The sequence below is a fragment of the Affinundibacterium nitidum genome (assembly GCF_014284155.1).
Classification (GTDB): Bacteria; Pseudomonadota; Gammaproteobacteria; order Burkholderiales; family Burkholderiaceae_D; genus Undibacterium; species Undibacterium nitidum.
The window spans coordinates 1,720,943-1,744,455 of the sequence record NZ_JACOFZ010000001.1 but is presented as its reverse complement, the minus strand read 5'-3'; the positions used below and the strand labels follow the sequence as shown (position 1 = coordinate 1,744,455).

The following is a 23,513-nucleotide window of genomic DNA, read 5'->3' as shown; positions in this document are numbered from 1 at the left end:
ATTGTTGGTGCTATAGAAGCATTAAATAATGTTGTAAATTGGTTGTATTTTGCAGATTTCCGTATGTACTTTTTCCATTTTATCTTTCTAAATCAATGATTTAAGTTTATTTTATTTGATTTATTGTACGTTTTCATTTTTCTTGACATGTTACTTTTGGTGCTTCAGAATATACATAAATGAGTGTAGACGGATGTTGTGTATGTTGAGTTGCAAGAGCTTGTTTGTCATTTGCTGAATATTTCAGCAAGCAAAAAAACACTAATGGAGACGATATGAAAAAGAAGCAAAGCGTGATTCGAGGCCTGTTGTTGACCTCTATCTTGGCATCGCCGATGACGGTGATTCATCCGGTATTAGCGCAAACGCAAGGGACTGACACGCCACCTGAGAGTGGTGCAAAGTCGACTGCCGATTCTGGTGCCCAAGGAAGTCAGTTGGTTGTTGTTACTGGTATTCGAAGTAGTTTGGAGTCAGCTCGAAATCAAAAACGAAACTCTTCTCAATTCGTCGATGCGATTGTGGCTGAAGATATGGGTAAATTACCTGATAAGAACGTCGCGGAATCCTTGGCTCGAGTTTCGGGGGTGCAGGTGGATCGGGGTATTGGTGAGGGTACCAGTATCTCAGTGCGGGGTCTGCGTCAAAACGTAACCCTTTTCAATGGCCGTGAAATTCTTGATTCTACTGGGCGTGGCGGTACCGGTATTGATCAACTGGGAACATCTACCTACGGTTTGATGGCGCTTGTACCATCCGAGATCATCTCGCAACTCGAAGTAACTAAGCTTGCAGGTGCGAATCAAATTAGTGGTGCACTTGGTGGGCTTGTAGATATTCGCACGCGTATGCCTCTTGATGGACCTGAAACCCAGTTTGCATTTAAGACCGCTCTCACGCGAGATCGCTTGCCAGGGAAAACAGGTGAAGAATTATTTGGTCTGGCAGCGGGCAAATTTGCAAATAATACGGTGGGTGTTTTGGTTGGTGTTTCTGCTGAAAACAGGAGTTTGTCGCAGCAAGGCTTAGATACTTTTTCGGGTTACCGTAGCTATACCGATGCGAACTTCAATCCATCTAAGACTGTTTTTGGAAATCAAGATGTTCGCATTCAGGAAATTCGTGAAGACAGAAGTAAGCGCGGAGTGAACGCGACCGTGCAGTGGCGCCCGAGTAAATCGTTTGAATTGATTGGTGATACTTTTTATTCAAAGTTGAATTCGAACCGCGATCGTTTTTGGTTATCTTTTAATCCGACTACCTCACTAACCAACGCAGTCTATTCAGCGAATAATGTGCTGCTCTCAGGCCAAACAAAAAGCGCTGTTTTATCAAACACTGAAGCTGCTGATGTTGACTCAGATATTATGTCGTCCGCACTTCGAAGTAAGTTTACCTTAACAGAGAATTTGAAAGGGTCTGCAGAAATCTCTACCGGTAGATCGACTTCGAGTTACCATCAGTTGTACTTCCGATTGCAGCCTATTGCGACGATCACGCCGACGATTGATTTTGATCTTGGCAATGGCGCCTATGGAACTTATGCTGTAAATGGAATCAACTTGCTCGATCCAGATTCATTGCGTCATACGATTTTGTTCGATAACCTTTATCGCGCGTCTAGTGAAAACAAGTCGTTCCGAACGGACTTTACATTGAAGTTTCCTGGATCATTTTTTAGTTCAGTCGATTTTGGTGCGCGTTTGAGTAATTTGGATTCGACACAAAATCCTTTGCGCACGGATGTGCGTCCTGCTGGCGGTATACCGGCCAATCAATTGGGAAATTTTCTGACTACCTATAGCAATACGAGCATCAATTCGGGATTGCCTTCTTCTTACTTGATCGCTTCTCGTGCTGTATTTACGAGTTGCTCTGCATTCACAGCGTTTCCTGTCATTTCGCAGAATAGTCAATGCTTAGACCCAAGTGCAAATACGAATTCTTTGGCCGGCACATTTGAAATCAAAGAACGCTTTACTGAGGCATATGCGAAGGTAAACTTTGAAACTGAAGTTGGGGAAATGCCTGTTGGCGGCAATCTCGGTTATCGTTTGTTGCGTCGTGAAATGGATTCTATCGGCAATTTGATTGGCGCAAATGGTGCAGCAACTCCGAATACCTATCGCCGTAACGATAGTGAGGCACTTCCATCGGGTGTTACAACATTGGAGTTGAATCGCGAAACCATCCTGCGTGCTGGCGCGGCAAAGGTGGTTGCATTTCCAAATACGGTAGATTTGAACAACGGGATTTCTCTCTCCAATAATGCGGTATTTCAAAATGGTGTACAAACAAGCCCTGGTACAGGTTCGGGCGGTGCTCCAGGCCTAGATCCGTTTAGAGCAACGCAGTTCGATCTTTCATTGGAAAGATATTTCGGTAAGCAAGGGATGGCATCTGTAGGTTTATTTAGAAAAAATATTTCTAGCTTTATTGTGCAACGCCAAAGTCCTGAAAGTTACGGTGGCATCAACTATCTTATTAACCGTAAAGTGAACGGTGAAGGTGCGACCATGCAAGGAGCGGAGATGTTGGTGCAGATGCCATTTTCATTCCTGCCAAAGGCATTTGATGGCTTAGGGATGATGGCAACTTACTCCTACATTGATTCAAAAACACCAATTCGCGATGTGACGAATCGCCAGTTGCCTTTCCCTGGCTTGTCCAAAAACAACGTGAATTTGGTGACTTACTACGAGAGTGGACCGTTTGGCGTGCGTTTGGCGTATAACTGGCGTGATGCGTATCTGGTGAGCCTGTCTGCAGCGAACACAGGGATATATAACGACACATATAGAGATCTGTCGCTCTCATTTAAATATGACTACAGCACGAAAGTAAGTTTTAGTCTTGAGGGAAGTAATCTCCTCAATAGTAAACAGCGAACCTACGACGGCACATCTGAAGCACTCCGAACAAACAATATATTTGGATCGATCTTCAAATTGAGTATGAATGTTAAATTGTAATTTTGAGTAATTAGAAATAAATGGTCAGTTCCTAAGGAGTTAATAAGTGCACATGAATCGATTATCTGGACGCTGCGCTGTTGTTACTGGTGCTGCAAGCGGTATTGGTGCGGCGATCGTAAAGCTTTTTCGAGGCGAAGGTGCGCTTGTTGCAGGACTTGATAGCCGCCTGACCGCAAATGCAGATTGTAATTTCGTAGCGGATGTTCGCTCAACGGATGCATTGGCAAATGCGGTCGGGCAGGTGAAAAGTCGAATTGGGAAAATAGATATTATTGTTCACGCCGCAGCGATCTGCCCTCGAGGAGGGAGTCTAGAAAATGAAGTTGAGGCTTACGCAGATATCTACGACGTGAATGTAATCGGAGCCGTACGTTTGATGAAACTATGCGTTCCTGATATGAAAGAAAAGGGCAGCGGCTCCATTATCTTGTTATCGTCGATTAATGCGAGCTTCGCTACGCCTAGCCACGTGGCATATGCTGCTTCAAAAGCTGCACTCAATAGCTTAACCAAGAGTTCGGCTGTCGAGTTAGCGCCATTTGGGATTCGTGTCAATGCGATCGCACCAGCATCTATCGATACCCCAATGTTGCGAGCATCGTATGAAGCACTGCCGGACGGTGATCTCGCACTACTTCAGAACGTTAATCGTCACCCTTTAGCACGTTTCGGAATGCCCGAAGAAGTGGCAGAACTAGCTTTATTTTTGGCATCGGATCAGTCCTCATGGATTACCGGTGCGATTCACCCTATAGATGGAGGTGCAAGTGCAACCCGCCGTTAATGTATTATTGGATTCTTTTGTTGGTGTAAATTGGGGAAGTTCTAATTTTCGCGCGTATCGAATCGCAGCAGATGGAACACTGTTAGATGAATGGAGCCAGCCTTCTGGCGTCTCAGGTCTTGGCCGGGAAGGGATGGCCAATTTGATGAACCAATTGTCTGATCGTTGGCCGAATCATGGTTCAGTTTATGCCTGTGGAATGGTAGGTTCCAATATTGGGTGGCAAGAGGCGCCCTATGTTGAGGCTCCTTCAAATTTGAAAGATGTTGCCCGAGCTTCGATTGGCACTACCATTGGTACCGTACCTGTTCGCCTTGTTCCAGGAATTTGCTGTGAACGTGAATTTGATGGCGGGCCAGATATCTTGCGAGGTGAAGAGATCGAGTTGTTTGGCTTGGCATCTATTCGACCTGACTGGAGTGGCCTTGTGGCACTGCCTGGAACGCACACAAAGTGGGCGCGGTTTCAAGAAGGGCGCATTACTGAGTTCTTTACCAGCATGTCTGGCGAAATTTTCGATAAGCTCACAGCTTCAGGTCTTTTGGCTTCGATAGTAGATGGGGAGGCTGCGGATGGCCCTGAATTTTTGGAGGGTGTTCGCCAGTCGCAGGAGCATCAACTTCGCTTGGGAACACTTCTATTTGGTGCGAGGGCGCGTGTCATTCGAGGTTTGTTGGAGAGAAAACACTCGGCGTCATATCTGCGTGGGCTCTTGATCGGCTCAGAGATTGCTGATGCGTTGACGATATATCCTCAGCTGAAAGGTAACTCTATTCCCTTAATTGGAAATAGTGTTGTCTGCAAAATGTACGCGAGTGCCCTTACGTCACTCGGAGTTCGTGCTTGGATCGTTGATTCGCGTGAAGCTTGCCTTGCAGGGTTTCGTGCACTGCATGTGGCGACGAACTCATGAGTGAGCGACTCGATCTCATTCAACAGGAGTTAAGTGGTGCTCTCCAACAAATACCGATCGTTGCGATCTTGAGGGGAATACGGAAAGAAGAGGCTCTAGGTATTGTGGGAGCATTGTTTAATGCCGGTATTAGGGTTGCCGAAGTTCCTCTTAATTCTCCCGATCCATTTGCGACGATACGTCTACTTGTTCAACATTTCGGCGATCAGATGTTAATCGGCGCTGGAACGGTGACGACGGTAGAAGAAGTCAAGATGCTTGCAAGTACAGGAGCAAAAATTTCCGTCTCTCCCAACACAAATGCACAGGTGATTCGGGCTGCACTTGAGTATGGACTGGTGCCGATTCCTGGTTTTGTTACTCCGACAGAAGCGTTTGAAGCCTTAGCCGCAGGAGCAAAATTCCTTAAATTTTTTCCTGCGTCAGGTCGAGTTTCTGATCTTGCAGCGATGAATGCTGTGCTGCCGCGTGATGTTACTGTAGTTGCAGTGGGTGGTGTAGGTGCTGCAAATGGCAGTGCTTTATTTGCGGCTGGAGCAAAGGCATTTGGAATAGGTTCTGACCTATTTCGCACAGGTATGACCATTGAAACTATACGTGATAGGGCAACTAAATTGGTCTCAGCATTAAGTATCGAGCGCTTACAACGACGTATTAAACAAATTTCTAATCCGCATGCGATTATCGGTGAGTCACCAAAGTGGTGCGAGAAAGGTGGCAAAGTTTACTGGGTTGATCCGATTCGCAAACTACTATTTTCTTCTGATCGTGACGGTGACGCGCAGGACAGCGTTGTTCTCGATAAGGCTGTTTGGTCAATTGGTTTTGACGCATCTGGGCAGATGGTAGGCGTGACTGCAGACGGCCTGTGTAAGGTTTTTCCCTTCACTGGAATGGTTGAGCAAACGGTTATCGCTGATCAAAGGGATGGTTGTCGTTTCAATGATTTCGCAATCGATTCTCGGGGGGGGATGTGGGTAGGATCGATGCACAAAGGATTATTGGCGGGGAAGGGGGCGATATTTTATGCAGCTTCCGTCGATTCCCCAGTTGTAGAGGTTGCCAGTGGACTAGGAGTGCCAAATGGCATGGCGTACGATTTCGCACGTGCACGGCTCTATGTTATTGATACTCTTAGTAGGACTCTAATTGCATATTCGGTTGATGAACAAAATGCTTGTCTTCGTGAACCGGTCATCATCAGTGACTTCATGGGGCTCATGGGCAAACCTGATGGCATGGCTCTAGCCAACGATGGAAGCTTGTGGGTTGCAATGTGGGGTGGTGGAATGGTGGTGCAGATTTCGCCGGATGGCGAGATTCTACAAACGATTGTAATTCCGAGTTCTAATGTCAGCAGCGCTTGTTTCTCGTCGGATGGCTCTCTATTTGTCACCACGTCGCGAATGCGATTAAGTGAAGCGCAGCTTGATAGCGAGCCGGGAGCTGGGGCATTGTTTGCAATCGAATTTTGTGACTGAAGTTGGACGTTGTTGTCATTGCCTCATAAAGATTTGATTGCATTCAATGCGTGGGTTTTCGCAATCAGTCTTCTGTCGGTTGAAATTAGGATATCGTCGATCTGTTAGGATCATGGTTTTTTAAGTGTTGGGAAAAAGCGAGTTCACTTAATCAGTGTTCGAATCTCGGGTTTGATAGCTGTGAAAATGAGATAATCTTAGGAAATTGAATTTCGCATGAAGTCGATACAGATGTGAAAATCCAGCATTCTGAGATTAGACTCGCACAATGCCTAAGTTACTCGGGCGTCTGAGTCTGGATCTCTCCAGCAAATAGCCACAATTAATTGAGTGAGTGAACCTGACCTATGCATTCGCGCAAATATTCAATCTATACATGGGGCTTCCTCGCTATCGCCTCGGTTGCTGCGCTTATACTTCTGTTAAATAGTTATGTTGCAAGTCGAAGTCTAGCGGAAGCAAAGCTAGCGCTGGCATCTGGCGAGGGGCACGCGCTTATTAGCCGCATTCTGCAAGAGACGCGCGCAACGGAGCAACCCATCACTGCTACACCTCTTTCAAAGGTGCTCCGGAGCTTCGAATCGAAGGGCTTGCGCTATATCGCTGTGAGCATTAATGGCAAGATAGTAGAACAAGCTGGCGCCCCTTTAATGAAGGACCCTGATTGGCCCGTTGGAGACGTTCGGTTCGTGGATCAACGTGCACGGTTAGTCGGCGTGCTACCACCTGTCTTGCCTACGTTGGAGCAGTTGCTCCAGAGCCCAATTGCCAGTGATGATAAGGCTATCTCTCTTCCTCATCTACCTGCCGCCCCAAGTGGCGATCAGAATGTCAATTTTGTTGGACGTGTCATTGTTGAATTTGAGACGCCATTAATCGCCCAACTGACATCAACGGCCTTTCGGAGCAACCTCATTGTATGGCTAGCGTCATCTGTATTGCTAGTGCTCGCTCTGGTCTTTACGAGAAACGCGATTATGTTGCGGGAAATCGAGCACCGTGCAGAACGCGATCGTCAACTGACTCTATTGGGAGAAATGTCAGCTGTGGTTGCGCATGAACTTAGAAATCCACTCGCGGCTTTGAAGGGCCATAGCCAATTGCTGGCAGATTTGCTGACTTCTTCAAATACTCTGAATTCTTCTGCACTTAAAAAAGCTGAACGAATTGTAGTAGAAGCGGAACGTTTGGAAAAACTAACTCACGTATTGTTAGATTTTGTCAGAAATAGTCCGCTCGATTTGAAGTTAATCTCTCCGCAACAACTCGTTGCAGAATTATTCTTAGTAGTCGCAGAGGCCGAAATTTCTACGGATTTTTCGAATGCTCCTGAAATAATTTACACAGATACAACGAGGTTGGTGATGGCACTATCTAACCTGGTAAGAAATGCTCAACAAGCTGCCCCGAGAACAGTGATCGAACTCGTTTTTAAGACAGATGATGAATTTACCGTGATCGAGGTCTGTGATCGAGGTCCAGGTTTGGAAACAGGAAGCGAAGAGGAAATCTTCGAGCGACTTGTATCGACCCGTAGTGTGGGCACGGGATTGGGCCTAGCGGCGGTGAGACGAGCTGTTAATCAGCTTGGTGGAACGGTAAGCGGTGAAAATAGGCCAGGAGGAGGAGCAATTTTTCGTATAAAGTTACCGCAGAAGATGAAATGAAAATCATTTCATTGAGCGACTAGTTTTTTTGTTTGATCAAAAATTGAGGGAAGTCTGATGGCGAGTATTTTAATCGCGGAAGATGACGAAGGTGTGCGTAGTTTCCTAGTTGAGGCTTTGGAGATGGCTGGGCATCGGATTAAAGCAGTTGAAGACGGTAATCTCGCGATCGATTTCTTGCGTGAGACAAAAGTCGACTTAGTCTTGACGGATGTTCGAATGCCTGGCGCTGATGGCATTGCAGTCACAAGGTTTGCTCGAGCCTTGACATATCCTCCAGCCGTTATTTTGCTGACAGCGCATGGTGCGATTGAAAGTGCCGTTGAAGCGATGAGGCTTGGAGCATTTAATTATTTGCAAAAGCCTCTTCCAAGCCCTTCGTTCTTGAGGCAAAACGTCCGCGATGCATTAATTGCATCGCGTGATATTTCCAATAGTAGTTCCGTTCTAGTCTCGCCTGATAACTCTGTTAAAAACGATACCTTGCCTGAATTTCAGTTGAGTTGGGGGGCACCGACTATGTTGCCGGTGATCGATGCATTGAGACGGGTTGCAAAGACAAACGCTAGTGTCATGCTCGAAGGTGAGACTGGCTGTGGCAAAGAGATCTTTGCTCATACTTTGCATCAACAGAGTAATCGATCAAAATTCCCCTTTGTCGCGATTAATTGTGCTTCACTGTCTGACAGCTTGATGGAGAGTGAACTTTTCGGCCATGAAAAAGGTTCGTTTACCGGTGCCCATGCTCAGCGTATTGGGCAGTTGGAAGAAGCTGATGGAGGAACTTTCTTTTTGGACGAGATTGGTGAGCTAGCTCTTCCACTTCAAGCGAAACTACTGCGTGTGATTGAAACACGTTGCTATACTCGCGTCGGCGGAACAAAGAAACTTTCAGCCGATGTTCGATGGGTTACCGCAACACATCGTGATCTGCGTCAGATGGTGAAAGAGGGGCGGTTTCGACAGGATCTCTATCATCGACTTGCTGTATTCCCAATTAAAATCCCAGCCTTGCGTGAGCGACGAGAAGACATTCCAGAGCTCTCAAATTTGCTTCTCGACCAAATTGCAAAATCGGCGCGACTGCCAACCCCAGTCATTTCTCAAAGAGCCTATGATCTCCTGAAAGTCGCAAGCTGGACCGGAAATGTTCGGGAGCTGCGTAACACGCTTGAGCGCGCCTTGATACTCGCAGATGGAAATTCAATCGAACCAGAACATTTGAATCTATCGAACGGCGCCTCCGAAGACATGGGCGGGCGAGAGCTACCTTCGCCTGCGAATGGTACTAGTCCAGAGGTCGGGGCGTTGGAAATGATCGAACGACAGGCAATCGTAGATGCGCTTAAGATTGAAAATGGTAACCGCCGCGCGACAGCGTTGCGACTTGGAATTGGTTTGAGAACTTTATACGACAAGTTGAAGCGATATCAGATTTAGCCCTGTAGGTGGCACACTGCGGCTCAAATGTGCGGTTTTTGCAGTATTGAAGTGCGAAACTCGCACTTATCGAGAGGAATAATGAAATTTCCCTAGGGGAATATATCTGGCATGGGAATTGCAGGGAATTGGTTGTTTTGTCGTCGCTATGACGTAGATTTGCATTTTCAAAGGAGAGCAGAATGCCCAATTCAATTCCACCATTAAAACGTGAGCAGTTTAAGAATCAGACCATACTAGGACTTGTTGCTACAAGTGCGTTGGCTTTATTGATGGCCTGTGGCGGGAGTGCAGGAACAAGCTCTGCTTCGACTAGTACAACCACAGGAACTACAACTGGCACAACAACTGGCACAACAACTGGCACAACAACTGGCACAACAACTGGCACAACAACTGGCACTGGCACTGGTACCGGCACACAAACAGACTGTAGCACGGCATCAACGTCGTCAGCAAAGTTGGTTTGTTTAAGTAATAATTTTAGAGCCACACTTAGTAGCACCGAACTTGCAAGTGTCACATATGCACTCACGTCTACGAATGCGACAACTCGCTGGTCGAATTTGCCAGTAGGATTTGTTCCGCGTAATGGGTTATCGATCAGTCAACTGAGCGCAACGAGTAAGCTTGCTGCCGAGGCATTAATTAGTGCTGCATTGACGACGCAGGGCGCGACAACAATGAATCAACTTAGAAGTGCTGATAATTATTTGAGCACCCTTACCAGCGGCTATGGAAAAGACTTATATTACATCGCTTTTCTAGGAGAACCTTCTGCCACCAATCCATGGATTCTTCAGTTCACTGGCCATCACTACACGACACATATCAGTGTGAATGGACCAGGAAACGGTGCAAGCACAGAATTATCAGCTACTCCAATGTTTGTCGGCGTTGAGCCAACGTCATTTAGCGATTCTGGAACGAGTTACGCTCCAATGAAGAATAAACGTGACGCGCTTTTGGCGATGCTCTCCGGACTCAGTAGTGAGCAAATGGTAGCAGCCAAATTACCTCAAGCATATGATGATTTGCTCGTGCCTCCGCAACGCGACGGCAAATTCCCAACGGTTGCATCTGGTTTGTCCGTGAGCAGTCTTAGTGCGAGCCAGCAGGAACTGGTGAAAGCAGCTATTGCTTCCTATGCGGGCGATGCGGCAGGAACAGCGCAACTGCAGGCCTATACTACTGCGGCATCTTTGAATCAGACCTATATTTCTTGGGCTAGTTATTCTGACCTTAGTACGAAAGGATCTTATGTTCGTATTGATGGACCACGTGTTTGGATCGAATTTTCTGTCCAAGGCGGCATCGTTATACGTGATCAGAATCATTACCACAGTATTTGGCGCGATAAGACTATGGACTACGGCGGAAATTTTAGCTTCTGATTGTAGCTCAGCTTAAGTCGACTTTAGGTACTAACGCATGAATATCTATTTCTTACGTATTTCTCATTTCATCAGAGTTATCCATGCGGCCTTGACTATCGTTATCGCAGGCATGTTTGTGAGCTCAGCATGCTTTGCTCATGACATGCCTAAATCGAGTGTCTTGCTCCATTATCGGCAGGATCATGTCTTGCTCGAACTTCGTCTACCGATTGACCGACTTGAAATCGCGACTGGGATGGTGTTATCTAAGTCTTCAGATACTTTTGAAAAGCAGAGAGACGCACTGGGTAGCTACATTTCGAGACGAATTCAAGCAAGAGGTGAAGGTGGTGATCTCTGGAAGGTTGAGGTTGAGTCGTTACAGCCACCTGTATCAGTAAACATAGATGAAGTGAGAGCCCTAGTCCGCTTGATTCCTTCGCGTAAAGACGAAAGCCTGACAGACTTGAGTTTGAGATATGAAGTCATTTTGCGCGAGATAGCTACACATGTCGCAGTGCTATCTATTCAAACAGATTGGGATCGAGGTGTATTGGCGAATCAACCCGAATTAATCGGATCGCTCGGGTTTAACGAGTATGACATTCATATCAGAAGAGGAAATTCGTCTCGTTTCGCTGGCTTTTTGGGTATGCTTGATCTTGGCGTCGAGCATATTTCGGATGGCGTCGACCATGTATTGTTTTTGATTACGTTGATTCTATCTGGAGCCCTCGTGGCAGAGAACGGTCGTTGGAAAAACCGGGGCTCAGCGAAGGGAACGGTTCTAGGAATAATGTGGTCGGTAAGCGCTTTCACGATAGGGCATTCAATTTCATTGGCGCTCGGTGCGACGAAGATTTTAATTTTGCCAAGCGAACCCGTCGAAATAGTCATCGCTGCTTCAGTGTTGATCTCAGCCATTCATTGTCTGCGACCGATTTATCCTAGGCGTGAAGCATGGGTCGCTGGAGGATTTGGACTAGTACATGGATTAGCTTTTGCGTCTTCGTTATCAGTCTTTAATCTTGACCCTTCGCATTTAATCAGTGCTGTGCTCGGATTTAATTTTGGTATCGAAGTTGTACAAATTGCAGTCGTTCTTGCTGTGGTTCCATCACTCATCATTTTGAGCAAAACTCCTGGCCTTTCATTTATTCGATTTGCGGTTTCAATCTTAGCTGGAAGTGCAGCAATTGGGTGGTTGTTTGAGCGAACGATTGGATGGAGTAGCCCTTTCACGATAATTGTCGACAAGCTACCAAAACATGCATTTGAAATTGCAAGTTGCTTGTTTCTATTGTCGATTGCATGCAGAACACTGTTCCAGTTACGTTTGGCGAGTCTCAACAAGAAACAGCGATTGAAATAAAATCAGTCGCTGTAATTACAAACCGGATCCTTGAAACCAAATTGCGCGATAGTGGATTTTGTATTTTAAAAATTGGTCGATTTCTTGACCTTGGATCTCATGTAATAGTGAAGTGGTAACAATGATCGGCTTTGCAATGTATCCACTAGGTGGTTGTCCAGCAAATGCCCGATTCAATTCGTCGGCAATTTGCCATCCCTGCACACCAATAGGTTCAGCGACCGAGGCGATTTGTTGTGATCTGCCTGATTTGATTCTGCTAAGCGCGATATACGAGCCATCGCCGGCAGAGATGTTTTGAACATCTTTACGGTTGAGAATCGACATCTGAACGTTGATAGCGTCGAAATATGCGTCATTAATCGCCAAAGTGTGCGTCCATTTTTTACTATAGAGTTTATTCCAACGCTCTGCTGCCAGAGGAATTTCAGCATTGACTTTGCCAATTTCGATGTTCTCGGTGGTCAGTAAAGTGCAGTAATTGCATTTTGCTATGCTTGCTTTCAGTAGTGAGCTCTTCGTATTGGCGATTTCGAAGCGATTGTCATTGATCAGAATGATTCCGATCGATTTGGAGCGGCGTGATTTCTTGATGAGATCAATCGCATCCTTTGCGACCTGTTCTGCTTTGGTTGTGATATTAACGAATAAGCGCTTGGTTGGGCCAGGCTTCGAACTTGTATGCCATCCAATCAATATAATTTTCGATTTTTGTGCAAGATCACACAAGTCGTCGAAAGATTCGTTTAGGTCGATTCCTGCCAGAACGATCGCATCAGGTTGAGCGCGTATAGCCGCTAGCATTGATGTCTTTATTTTTTCGTCGTCACCTTTGCCATCTTCTACATTTAGGCTCCAATCTAGTTCTGTCGTTGCAAGGTACAGGCTTCGATAGAGCGTTGTGATGCCTCCATTTTTGAAATCATGGCCAATGAAGAAGACTTTCTTGTTTGCTTGTTTCTGAGGGCCAAAAATTGGGCCATCCCAAAGTAAGCGATCGCCCCAAGAATCAGATGTGGAGGGCGTAGCGAAGCAGTTTGCGTTTGCAATAAACGATAGTGAAAAAAAGAGAACGATCGTTGCGAAACCAGCTCTGCTAAACATTCATCACCTTTGAGCGTGGAGAGCTAAGTCTCCAAGTTGCCGAAGTGGGAGTGGAGTCATTTTCTTAAGCGGGCATTCATAATGGCAAATGATGGGAACAAGATCATTTTTCTTATGAATTCTCAATTAAATTACTTCACTCCTGCCCTTTTTCTATTCTCGAAATCATTGAACGTAGGTACAACATACTGTAACGATATCGTGTCTAGATAGTCAATTCAATTATTGGTTTTTGGGATAAATCGTACACGACGAATTGACCTCGAAGTTATTCCCAGATAAGGAATATATGGTGCATGCGAATCTCGTGTGAAGTGAGGTCACTTCAGAAAGAAATAGCGCTCCCCACTCTCTTAATAGGAGTAATTATAGAGGCCTGCTTAAACTGCCTTATTGCTTACCTTTGTATGGCGATGTCAGACATTAACCGCTATTTCGTAGCCCAGCAGCGATACCGTTTATCGATAAATGAATACCTCGCCTTACTCGCTCGTCGAGATCGCCATTACGGTAGCGCTTGAGTAATTCCACTTGGACATGATTTAATGGCGCAAGGTAGGGGAAACGGTTGGATATGGACCGTTTCAAAAGCGGATTTGCTTCGAGTAATTCGTCCTGCTGGGATATTGCCTTTAGCATAGAGATCGTGGTTTCATGTTCGAGCGCGAGATGCGAAAATATCAGATGCCGTATTCCAGTGTCGGTTACCAGTTGTGCATAGCGACTCGCGATTCCGATATCACTTTTTGCCAAAACCATCTCCATATTTGAGAGCAAATTCGAGAAAAATGGCCAACTCTTAAACATCGATCGAAGTGTTTCTAGGCCATTTTCTGGGTGTGCAGCGATATAGCTTTCGACGGCAGAACCAAATCCAAACCAACCTGGCAACATCAGGCGGCATTGTGACCAACTAAATACCCATGGAATGGCTCGTAGATCTTCAATTGAGCTTGTCTTTTTACGGGACGCGGGTCTACTTCCAATATTCAAATTCGCGATTTCAGATATCACGGTGGATTCCCAAAAATAGCGTTCAAACCCCTCTGTTTCGTAGACTAATTGCCGATAAGTGCGGAACGCGAAGCGTGAGAGTTCTTCCATAGTCGATAGAAAAAGAGGGGAGGTAACCTCGGTCGCTTTGCCAAGCAGGCTTGCCTCTAATGTGGCCGCTACCAACACCTCTAGATTTCGCCGGCCTAACTCTGGATTTCCGTACTTCGCGGTAATCACTTCTCCCTGTTCAGTGAGTCGAATTTGACCTTGAACTGCGCCTGCAGGTTGAGCGATGATTGCTTGGAAACTGGGCCCACCCCCGCGACCGACTGATCCGCCTCGGCCGTGAAATAGGCGGAGACGTACCCTGTGTCTAGCAAATACTCGGATGAGCTCAAGTTCCGATTTATACAGTTCCCAGTTAGACGTGAGGAAGCCACCATCCTTGTTGCTATCTGAGTAGCCAAGCATGACTTCCTGCGCATTTTCTCGACTCTCTAATAGCCGTGTGTATTGCTGTATGTTGAATAAACTATTCATGATGTTACTGCTCGATTGCAGGTCATGAATGGTTTCGAACAATGGGACGATATTGACGTCTAGTTTTCCTTCAATCGGATGTAGTAAACCAGACTCTTTGAGTAGCAAAGCGACCTCAAGTATGTCTGATACGCTATTGGTTTTAGATATGATGCAGTTCGGAACAGCGTCCTTTCCATACTTTTGATGCGCCGTAAAGGCTGCTCGAAAGATACTTAACTCAGAATGCGTTTCATCTGAATACGATAAGTAATCTGAAGTGAGCGGTCGCGCTGAACGAATTTCATTCATCAATAGAGTCACCCGTTGATTCTCGTCCAGGTCTAGGTAGTTTACCGATGGAGTTACGGCAGAATATAGTTCCGCAATAACACGTTCGTGTACGTCTGAATTCTGTCGGAGGTCGATAGGTGCTAGATAGAAACCGAAAATACGTACGGCGCGACGAAGATGGCGAAGCCTACCTTTTGTGAGTGCAATCGACCCATTTGCATGTAAAGACTCATGGATGATATCAAGATCCGAAACAAACTCCTTAGCACTAGAATAGTGATGCGACATTTTTTCGTTCTTGGCCACACCACTGTCTATTTCTTTCAGTGCTAGCCAATTGAAAGTTGCCGATAGCCTAGATTGAATGTGGCTAATTGCTCGGCGATATGGTTCATCAGCGCGATGCGCTGATTGATCTGGAGATAGGGCAGCTAACGCGACTAATTTCGAAGAAACTTCAACTAGCAGTGTGGCCATCGATAGCTGCGAACTTAACATTTGAAGTTCATCAAAGTAAAACAGGAAAACGCGCTTCGCTTGCATCGCAAGTGTTTCCTCGAGCACTTCTGCGGTGACGAATGGATTGCCGTCACGGTCACCACCTATCCAGCTACCCATTTTCATAAATGTTGGTAGTTCGATTTCCTTACTGCTTGAGTCAAATTGAAATGCTCGATCTTCTAAGTTTGCATACAGATGTGGGAGCTCGCGTAGAAATGTTTGATCGTAAAAACTCAGTCCGTTTTCTACTTCGTCTAACACTGATAATTTGGATGTTCGTAACATTCGTGTTTGCCAAAGAGTCAGAATCGCTCGTTTAATTCCTTCTTCGTTTGTGTGAAGTTCTTCTGGAGTTAGTTTTATTCGATCACGTTCGTCTAGGAGGCGGGTAATGACCATCTGGCAATTCAAGATACTCTTGCGTTGAACTTCCGTGGGATGTGCAGTGAGCACTGGGATAATCGTTGCCGATTCGAAAAAATTGAGTAGAGCCGTTGTGGTAATCCCTGCTTTATGAAGTTCGCAGATCGCATTTACTAAACTGTCCTTTCGTGCAGCCGATCCGCCTATTAAATGCGCGCGGGTCCGACGTATATGGTGCTGGTCTTCCGCGATATTCGTGAGATGGGAGAAGTAGCTAAATGCGCGAATAAGTAGTGTTGTTTGATCGTTCGTTAAGCAGTCTAGAATACTTTCCAATTCGTGCCGCGCTGGTCGATTGAGATCTCGACTGAAACGAATTGAATTCTGACGTACGTTCTCAATGAGATTAAAAATCTCTGCACCATGCTGTTCGCGAACGGTATCGCCTAATATTCGTCCAAGTTGGCGAATGTCATTGCGAAGAATCTCGTCTTTATTTGTGTCAGTCGTGTCGACTTGGCTATATAGGTGAGTGTTCATAATTTCGCAGTAGGTAGTGTATTTGAAATGAGAAGCCCACAGCGGCCAACGTGTAGCGGCTTAATCCCAGTTTTGACTGTTTAAACTTTTGAAAGCGTCGAATTGTTTTGGAAAATATTAGGCAAAGTTTGGTTTTTGCCTGCTTGAAAGCCAAGTAAAGCCACATGCTATTGGATGTAGCAATCCCATGAATACGAACAGCATCTGATACTGATTTGCGGCCGCGAAGTGACCTACTACCTGGGTCGATAAAATTCCACCGACGCTGCTTCCAGCGGCAATAATGCCGAATATAGTACCGACGGCGCGCGAGGGATATTTGTCGACGATTAGTGTTGTGATGTTCACCATGAACATCAGATGTAGGAATGCGACCATAGCAGCTAGGCCTAGCATATAGTGGGTTTCTAGGCCCGTTGCGATTAGCATGCCGAGTGGAGCAAACATCGCTGCCACTGTGATAACGACCAAGCGACTTTTTTGCGGATGCATGCCTCTTTTCACCAAATAACCGGAGAATATTCCGCCAGAAAGACTGCCAATATCTGCGGCTAGATAAACAATCCATGCTAACTGTGCTACTTGCAGTAGGGACATTCCTTGACTCTCTTCTAGGTATTTGGGAAACCAAAACAAATAGAAATACCATACCGGATCAGCTAGCATGCGAGCACAAGCGAGTAACCAAACTGAGCGGTCCTTAAGAATAAGTCTCAGTGGTATCGGTGTCAAAGGAGTTGCGTCAGAGGTGGAGTATTCAGGAGACTTATAAATAGCGAGCCACACAATAAGCCAAACTAGCCCGGCGGCGCCAGTGATGAAGAACGCTGAACGCCAATTATAGGTCGAGGCCAACCACACAATAAGTGGAGGGGCGATAGTTGCGCCAAGCATGGCTCCAGCCGTATACACACCAACTGCAACTCCCCGTTCTTTGGGGGCAAAGTGCTCCGAAACTGCTTTTGGCGCGGCAGTATAGTTACCCCCTTCGCCGAGGCCCAGCAACGCCCGTGTTATACCTAATTGGAAGACACTTTGAACAAGCCCGGTAAGCATGTTGGCAATGGACCACCAGCCAACAAACAATGCTAATGAGACTTTGGTGCCGAGTTTGTCTGTAATCCAACCCGCTCCCAATAGTGAAATAGTATATGTCACTAAGAATATCTGTACGATTCTGGCATATTCCATTGTGGACATTTGCATGTCCTTTTGAATCTCTACAGTCAGGATGGAGAGCGCTTGCCGATCCAAATAGTTTAATACGGTCGACAAGAATAATAATGCCAATATTGCCCAACGAAGCTTGCTAGTTTTTTGTTGATTCATTGTTCAATACGGCTTTCGATAAAAAGAGTTAATTGGAGGCTCGGCTAAGTTTCACGACCTATTTCTGACGCACCTAAACGTAATCTTGCGACGAGCTCTTCTGTCGCACCTTCAGGGATCCATCCAGACAGAGCCAAGCCAGCGTGAACCGGGTCTCCAGTAGATACAGCGACGATATGGTGACCGCGATCGTCTTCAACTTTAATCCTTGCATAGCCTAGTTTTCGAATCTCATCTAGTTTATAAAAGAGCGCGTCGATACCATCGGGATAGCGAGGTATCTCACGATCTTCATAGATTTGGCGAACATCTTCGTTATCTAATTCCGATAGAAGCACCATGCCGATACCACTAGTCGTTGCTGGTAGAAGTCCAATCCTTCCCAAACCTCGCGATACTTCAAGTCCCGGAGGTGCATGGAAGAGATAGCTGACGTTGTCATTCCAGAGCACACCTAGCGCAACAGTGTGGCCAAACTGCCTTAAATTTTCGAGTGCTGGGAGTGCTCGATTAATCAAGCCTGAGGCAAATAGACTTTGCGCTGCGAGCACATGCATTCCAGGTCCTGCTGTGTATTTTCGGTTGCTAGTTTGTCTCGCAATCCCAAGATGGGTGAGTGTCTTTAATAGCCTATTTACCTTGGTCGGTTCTAGATTGATTCTCCGAGCCAATTCTCGACCGCCAATCGGTTCGGGTGATGTCGCGAGCGCTTGTAGCGTCGCGATACCATCAATTAAGCTCTGATTAGGCTGTGCTCCTAACGATGTTCGCATGTTGAATATCCCTTTGGTCTAAAAAATAGACAGTATGAGGCATCGTCGTGAAAATTGACTATAGTTGATGCTTGTTGATCGTTGTTTATAAAGCAATTTCAGCATGCTCCCAAAATTTCTTGTTTGGCTTTACGCCGATGCCAATACCGGTAGGTGCATGGTATGAGCCTTCGTTGCAACTCATGTCGGTGTCAAGCATCGCGAGGTTGCGATCGAAGACGGAATGCTGCCATTCATGTTTCCATAAATTCTTGAGCGTACTTGAGACCTGTAAGCTGGCGGCCAAGAAAATGCCGACGCCTACTGTCGCATGTGGGGCAATTAGGAGGCCTCGATCATGGCAAAGTTTGGCGATTCTGCAAAACTGGGTAATACCTGTGTGTGCCATTTCAGGTTGAACGTAAGCGACAGGAAATGTCGAGAGTCGAAGACGTGCATCATGTTCGGTGTACCATTCCTCTCCGGCAGCGATAGGAGTCGAACTGTTGAGGCACACCTCAGCAAGTCCACTGATATCCTCGGGCTTCACTGGTGCTTCCAGAAAATGCGGTTTAAATCCTTCCAATGCGGTGGCTAGCTCAATCGCTTCATCTGCGCCAAATTTCCAATGCAAGTCGACCATGATTTCAGCGCTAGGGCCAAGCGCTTTTCGAAGTGCTGCAAATTCGTTGTAGATGCCTTCATGGCTTACAACAGCAGCAAACTTAAATGCGTTAATTCCCTTCTTCTGCCATTCGCAAGCGAGCGTCACGCGTTCTTCAATGGTTGAGGCTGGTAAGCCAGAAAGATAGCAGGGTACTCTGTTCGCAATTTTCGGGCCGATTAAATCTGCCACAGATACACCATGGGCTTGTGCTTTTAAATCCCAAAGTGCAATGTCAATTGCAGCGATGGCATCCAGATGGAATCCGCTCGAACACCCTCTCACTCTCATGAGATCATAAAGACTATCCCAAATAGATTCGACATCATCTGGAACGCGTCCGATTAGCACAGGCGCCAATAAATCATTGATGATCTCACAGGTTGCCTTCGGTGCGCATATCCCATAAGTCTCGCCCCAACCCTCAGCGCCATCTTCGGTGGTGACTCTGACGACGACAGAGCGGTCGACGGTTGGGTAAATAGTGCCATTTCCTTTGCGAACAATGTATCCCCTTGAATTGATCGACTCTCCGGGGCCTAGTGGGCCAAGGTAGGGTGTGTCGCGCTCAGACTTTACAATGAAAGTTTCAACCTTCGCGACAGCCGCCGATTTCTGTTCTACGAAATTCATCTGGAATCCTAGTACGTTGATGGAAGAATATCTGAAAGGCGCTTCATTAATGCTGCTAGCTCAGCATGGTCATGTGTGTCTAGTGCCGGTCCTGCAGCGCGAACATAATCACATTCAATAATCCCACGCATTTTCAAAACGGCTTTTGTGAGCCGCCATCTAAAGTTGGCCTGCATATTCAGCAAGGGAAGTGTACGTTCAAATAAGTCCCGCGCACCATTTTCGTCGCCGCGCATAAATCGAGCAACCATCTCGACATGCAGTTCAGTGATCTCACAAGCTGGCATGGTGCCTTTTGCTCCACGTGCCAATTCGTCAATGACATATCGCCCGCCAGCCCCTCCGTAAACGGCGTCAAGAGAATTGCCAGCTAGCTCTGTCAATTTTGTAATCCGTTGTCCGGAAGGTGCAGCTTCCTCCTTAACATAGAAAATACCATCCACTTCTTTCGCAAGTAAAGCAACGCGATCGAGTGCAAGACCGATGCCCATCGGTGCGGGTGCATTTTGAAGCATGATCTTCATTCCCGTGGAGGCATGAATCTCCCTGAAAAAATCGGCCATTGCTGGTAGGTTATCCGCCAACTTGTGCGGTGTGAGAATCATGGCTGTGGTAGCTCGGGCGCGTGCGCCAGCAGCAGCGTAGAGTGCAGCATCTTCTTGTGTGGTAGCGCTTGCCCCTACTACAAATGGAATGCGCCCAGCGATCCATTTTCCAATTAAGTCGGTCATTTCAATTCGTTCATCGCGAGTAAGTGTGTCGTACTCACTTGCTAAACCCGGAAAAACAACTCCCGCCGCCCCGGCCTTGATAACGTATTCCAAAACATTTTTAGTGCCAGCCTTATCGATTGCGCCAGTTGCGTGGAAGATGGTGGGCAGAATTGGCAATACGCCTTGAAGTTGGGACATTTGGATTTCCTCGGCTGTGATGAATGAGTTGATTATGTCACATATGGTGCTATAGAAGCAAACATTTTATTGATGTGTTTTGGCAGTTTTTTTCATTAATTGATATACGTTTGAGTTTAAAATCATTAAAAAACAATATGTTAGGTTGTTTCGTTATCTTCTTTTTTTGACGTTGTTTCATGTTGACTTTGTAAATTTGGTGCTGCAATATATCCATGTTGTGGTTTCTTGTTCCCAAACTGAGCAACTCAATTCAGTCTTTTTTCATATTGATTGATTGGTCAAGATTGACGTACGCGCGCTGCAACAACAAGTTCCAAAAACTAAATATGTCCAAACGAGGAAGACAAAATGACGAATAGTGAAATTGGTAAAAGTAGCGGGAAGGACGCTACAAAACGAGTGAGGTGGTGGTCCTATATTGTTGTGGGGGCAGCTTGCTCTGTAAGTGGATTGGCTTTGGCGGCGTTGCCGACTTCGAGTACAAATGTGGCTGTAGGCAAGCCTGTGGTCGCTGACTCTGTTTTGAGTCCAAATGTAGCGACCTATGCGGTTGATGGTGTGATCTCTGATACCTCTCGTTGGGTAAGTGCAAATACGGCTGGACCGCATACTTTGGAAATTGACCTTGGTGCGAGCATTAGCCTTAACTGCGCGCATGTTCACTCCGGTTATGCTTCAGGTAGTGCAATCGCAAACGCAAAGATTCAGTACTGGAGTGGTTCAAGTTGGCTTGATGTTCCTGGTGCCGCGATGACGGGCAATACGTCGACAAATGTCGTATTGCAGTTCTCTTCAGTCGTTAGTGCAAGCAAAGTTCGCCTTTATTCAACCGATGCTGGTTACGTGCGCTTGAAGGAACTTAAGATTTTTGATGAGTCGCTTGGTGGCTGCCCTGCCTTAGCGACAGATCCTGTTGCGCCCGTGTATGGCTTAGCACCAAAGACGGATATTTTGATTAACTTAAGTGGTTACAACCTTGACAAACCTAAGCGCTTTACAGCTCCACTTTTACCGGATGGAACAAGTTTTACGATTACGAAAGCTGGTCAAACAACACCGCTTTTTACAGGAACCATCAATGGCCATGTAGGGGACTTTAGTGCCTTTTTAAGTTCCTTTAATTCCTCAACACCATTTGATACTGGTGAGTATGTTATTTCGGCTGGCGGTAAAACATCGTACCCTTTTTCGATAGGACCGAATTGGATAGAGCGTGTCTCGTATCAGCCTGCGATAGATTTTATGGTTGATGCGCGTTGTTATTCTCCGGTCAGTAATACCTGCACGGCTGGCGTCGGTTGGCGGGATTCACATCAGTTTTCGTTTGAAGTATCGAGCTTGGTGCAAATGTACATGTCCAATCCAAGTGCCTATGACCGAATGCCAAAACAGATTGTGTATTCATTTAATTCAGCATATCAATCATTGGGAGCACCAATTGGTAATCCACCAGATATCGTGAAAATGATTCATTGGGGTGTCGATCGAATCATCACGTACAACAATACTGCAACTGGAAACCACCCACTCTTTAAAGGAGAATTGGCTGCATTCCTTTATGCCTATCCGATGATGAAGGAATATATTTCAAAGGCTGATTACGATACCGTTAAGAATTATACGTTCGGGAACTGGGCTCATCTGGGTATTGGCAATATGAGTAAGTATGAGATTAGCAGCACACTTACTGGTAACATGTTTCAGGTTTATACCCAGCTTGGAACAGGCAAAGGACAATTTCCGCCAGGGCACTCGATCGTTCCAAACTTGATGATGTACGAGGTCGCTAAGCGAGAAGGGCGCCTCGACGCCCAGCAATATTTCGATGCTGCGTACAATCAAACACAGTGGATCATTGATAATCTTAGTTGGACTATGCCTGAGACCACTAAAGGTCAGCGTATGAGTGAGCATAAGACGATGGAAGGTCTTGCCTACTTCCTAGAAGTGTATCCCTCGCTTGCCCCGCCGAATTTATCTGCCAAGATAAATAGCTGGGTTGACACGATGATTGCACGCTCTGCGAACATGTGGGATTTCCGCAAATACAGCGATACTTTGTGGATTATTCCGCCTCCATATAATGAGCCAGGTAATGTGATGGGATTTCCTGCAGCAGCACTGGCTGCAGCACAGGTCATTTCAGACCCAGTAAAAAAACAACGTTTGAAGGAAATGGCGACGGCGCAGATCGATGCAGGTTTTGGTCGTAATCCATCAGGTCGCCATTATTCGCATGATGCTCCGAGAGATTTTGTTGGAGTTGAGACTGGCTGGTACGAAGAACATAATGGCGGTAATGGTGTTTTGCAACCAGTGCGTGGAGTGATTGAAGGATCGCCTAAGGAAGCATCTTATCCCTTCGATCCTGCTGCTGCATTAGGGTATACCGAGGGGTGGGTGGCTTTCAATTCCGCTTGGAACGCGAGCCTCGCATACATGGCAAAAGGAGATACTGCTATCCAGGTATTCAACGAGACCTTTTCAGCAATACCTAACACGCTTGCCTACGGGCGTATCGGCGTTGAACTGAAGGCGCCGCTCAATTTTGATTATGCCAATCCCGAATTTGGTACCGTCAGCATTGTTTCAAGTACTGGTGATACTGAAAAATTGAAAGTCACCGAGAAAAGCAATAGTAGTTTTTGGTTCCGAAATACCATTTCATTTTCCAACGCAGCGCGAGCTGACAACGATGGTGTAGTGCAGGTGCCAGCTGATGGATGGTTTGAAGTTTCATATGGAGAGGGTGTTTTTAAGAAAAAAGTGCGATTCAAAGGGAATGGAACAAGTTTCGTAAGGCTGTAATTTCTTTGTGCTCCAACGCCCTTGTTGAAAGGGTGTTGGATTTTTCGAGAAACTTAAACTTAGAACCACCTAAGTACGAACTCCATCA

The 23,513-nt window shown here is 46.1% G+C and carries 15 protein-coding genes; 9 read left to right on the top strand and 6 right to left on the bottom strand.

All coding sequences use genetic code 11. The annotated features are described in order from the left end of the window. Window positions 1-275: 275 nt before the first annotated feature. The 8 genes from H8K36_RS07445 (at window position 276) to H8K36_RS07410 (ending at window position 12,008) form a co-directional block, all read left to right on the top strand. Window positions 276-2,972 carry a TonB-dependent receptor gene (locus tag H8K36_RS07445; RefSeq protein WP_186914300.1) on the top strand — a complete coding sequence of 899 codons (2,697 nt, stop codon included), beginning with the start codon at window positions 276-278 and terminating at the stop codon, window positions 2,970-2,972. 52 nt (window positions 2,973-3,024) lie between these two features. After that, window positions 3,025-3,759, top strand: a complete 735-nt coding sequence (locus H8K36_RS07440; RefSeq protein WP_186914302.1) for an SDR family NAD(P)-dependent oxidoreductase — start codon at window positions 3,025-3,027, stop codon at window positions 3,757-3,759. Beyond that, the gene (locus tag H8K36_RS07435) at window positions 3,743-4,672 is read left to right on the top strand and encodes a 2-dehydro-3-deoxygalactonokinase (RefSeq protein WP_186914304.1); all 930 of its coding nucleotides are present in this window, start codon (window positions 3,743-3,745) and stop codon (window positions 4,670-4,672) included. The genes H8K36_RS07440 and H8K36_RS07435 overlap by 17 nt, the downstream gene beginning before the upstream one ends. After that, window positions 4,669-6,153 carry a 2-dehydro-3-deoxy-6-phosphogalactonate aldolase gene (locus H8K36_RS07430; protein ID WP_186914306.1) on the top strand — a complete coding sequence of 495 codons (1,485 nt, stop codon included), beginning with the start codon at window positions 4,669-4,671 and terminating at the stop codon, window positions 6,151-6,153. Before H8K36_RS07435 ends, H8K36_RS07430 begins: the two co-directional genes overlap by 4 nt. 347 nt (window positions 6,154-6,500) lie before the next feature. Then, entirely contained in the window at window positions 6,501-7,820 is a 1,320-nt protein-coding gene (locus H8K36_RS07425; protein WP_186914308.1) for a sensor histidine kinase, read from the top strand. A gap of 57 nt (window positions 7,821-7,877) precedes the next feature. Continuing rightward, window positions 7,878-9,260, top strand: a complete 1,383-nt coding sequence (locus tag H8K36_RS07420) for a sigma-54-dependent transcriptional regulator (RefSeq protein ID WP_186914310.1) — start codon at window positions 7,878-7,880, stop codon at window positions 9,258-9,260. Between the two features lie 182 nt (window positions 9,261-9,442). Then, a complete protein-coding gene (locus H8K36_RS07415) occupies window positions 9,443-10,654 on the top strand; it encodes a DUF3500 domain-containing protein (RefSeq protein ID WP_186914312.1) in 1,212 nt (403 codons plus the stop codon). Window positions 10,655-10,691: 37 nt separating this feature from the next. Then, complete coding sequence (locus tag H8K36_RS07410; protein WP_186914314.1) at window positions 10,692-12,008, top strand: HupE/UreJ family protein; 1,317 nt, start codon at window positions 10,692-10,694, stop codon at window positions 12,006-12,008. A 15-nt stretch (window positions 12,009-12,023) separates the two neighbouring features. Here H8K36_RS07410 and H8K36_RS07405 read toward each other — a convergent pair whose 3' ends face one another. From H8K36_RS07405 to H8K36_RS07380, 6 genes are all read right to left on the bottom strand, one after another. Then, window positions 12,024-13,112 carry a type 1 periplasmic-binding domain-containing protein gene (locus H8K36_RS07405; RefSeq protein ID WP_186914316.1) on the bottom strand — a complete coding sequence of 363 codons (1,089 nt, stop codon included), beginning with the start codon at window positions 13,110-13,112 and terminating at the stop codon, window positions 12,024-12,026. A 423-nt stretch (window positions 13,113-13,535) separates the two neighbouring features. Beyond that, entirely contained in the window at window positions 13,536-16,325 is a 2,790-nt protein-coding gene (gene ppc / locus H8K36_RS07400) for a phosphoenolpyruvate carboxylase (RefSeq protein ID WP_186914318.1), read from the bottom strand. Window positions 16,326-16,442: 117 nt separating this feature from the next. After that, window positions 16,443-17,654, bottom strand: a complete 1,212-nt coding sequence (locus tag H8K36_RS07395; RefSeq protein WP_186914320.1) for an MFS transporter — start codon at window positions 17,652-17,654, stop codon at window positions 16,443-16,445. A gap of 44 nt (window positions 17,655-17,698) precedes the next feature. After that, window positions 17,699-18,427: an IclR family transcriptional regulator gene (locus H8K36_RS07390; protein WP_186914322.1), complete on the bottom strand. Its 729-nt coding sequence runs from the start codon at window positions 18,425-18,427 to the stop codon at window positions 17,699-17,701. An 85-nt stretch (window positions 18,428-18,512) separates the two neighbouring features. After that, window positions 18,513-19,703, bottom strand: coding sequence for a mandelate racemase/muconate lactonizing enzyme family protein (locus tag H8K36_RS07385; protein ID WP_186914324.1), 1,191 nt, complete (start codon window positions 19,701-19,703; stop codon window positions 18,513-18,515). 8 nt (window positions 19,704-19,711) lie between these two features. After that, window positions 19,712-20,614: a dihydrodipicolinate synthase family protein gene (locus H8K36_RS07380; protein WP_186914327.1), complete on the bottom strand. Its 903-nt coding sequence runs from the start codon at window positions 20,612-20,614 to the stop codon at window positions 19,712-19,714. A gap of 351 nt (window positions 20,615-20,965) precedes the next feature. On the opposite strand from H8K36_RS07380, the gene H8K36_RS07375 reads away from it, so the two are divergent. Beyond that, window positions 20,966-23,425, top strand: coding sequence for a discoidin domain-containing protein (locus H8K36_RS07375; protein WP_186914329.1), 2,460 nt, complete (start codon window positions 20,966-20,968; stop codon window positions 23,423-23,425). Window positions 23,426-23,513: the final 88 nt, after the last annotated feature.

Excerpts from the sequence above, each read along its gene's own strand:
- H8K36_RS07445 (WP_186914300.1), top strand. The coding sequence starts at position 276 with ATGAAAAAGAAGCAAAGCGTGATTCGAGGCCTGTTGTTGACCTCTATC.
- H8K36_RS07440 (WP_186914302.1), top strand. The coding sequence starts at position 3,025 with ATGAATCGATTATCTGGACGCTGCGCTGTTGTTACTGGTGCTGCAAGC.
- H8K36_RS07430 (WP_186914306.1), top strand. The coding sequence starts at position 4,669 with ATGAGTGAGCGACTCGATCTCATTCAACAGGAGTTAAGTGGTGCTCTC.
- H8K36_RS07425 (WP_186914308.1), top strand. The coding sequence starts at position 6,501 with ATGCATTCGCGCAAATATTCAATCTATACATGGGGCTTCCTCGCTATC.
- H8K36_RS07420 (WP_186914310.1), top strand. The coding sequence starts at position 7,878 with ATGGCGAGTATTTTAATCGCGGAAGATGACGAAGGTGTGCGTAGTTTC.
- H8K36_RS07415 (WP_186914312.1), top strand. The coding sequence starts at position 9,443 with ATGCCCAATTCAATTCCACCATTAAAACGTGAGCAGTTTAAGAATCAG.
- H8K36_RS07410 (WP_186914314.1), top strand. The coding sequence starts at position 10,692 with ATGAATATCTATTTCTTACGTATTTCTCATTTCATCAGAGTTATCCAT.
- H8K36_RS07405 (WP_186914316.1), bottom strand. The coding sequence starts at position 13,112 with ATGTTTAGCAGAGCTGGTTTCGCAACGATCGTTCTCTTTTTTTCACTA.
- ppc (WP_186914318.1), bottom strand. The coding sequence starts at position 16,325 with ATGAACACTCACCTATATAGCCAAGTCGACACGACTGACACAAATAAA.
- H8K36_RS07395 (WP_186914320.1), bottom strand. The coding sequence starts at position 17,654 with ATGAATCAACAAAAAACTAGCAAGCTTCGTTGGGCAATATTGGCATTA.
- H8K36_RS07390 (WP_186914322.1), bottom strand. The coding sequence starts at position 18,427 with ATGCGAACATCGTTAGGAGCACAGCCTAATCAGAGCTTAATTGATGGT.
- H8K36_RS07385 (WP_186914324.1), bottom strand. The coding sequence starts at position 19,703 with ATGAATTTCGTAGAACAGAAATCGGCGGCTGTCGCGAAGGTTGAAACT.
- H8K36_RS07380 (WP_186914327.1), bottom strand. The coding sequence starts at position 20,614 with ATGTCCCAACTTCAAGGCGTATTGCCAATTCTGCCCACCATCTTCCAC.
- H8K36_RS07375 (WP_186914329.1), top strand. The coding sequence starts at position 20,966 with ATGACGAATAGTGAAATTGGTAAAAGTAGCGGGAAGGACGCTACAAAA.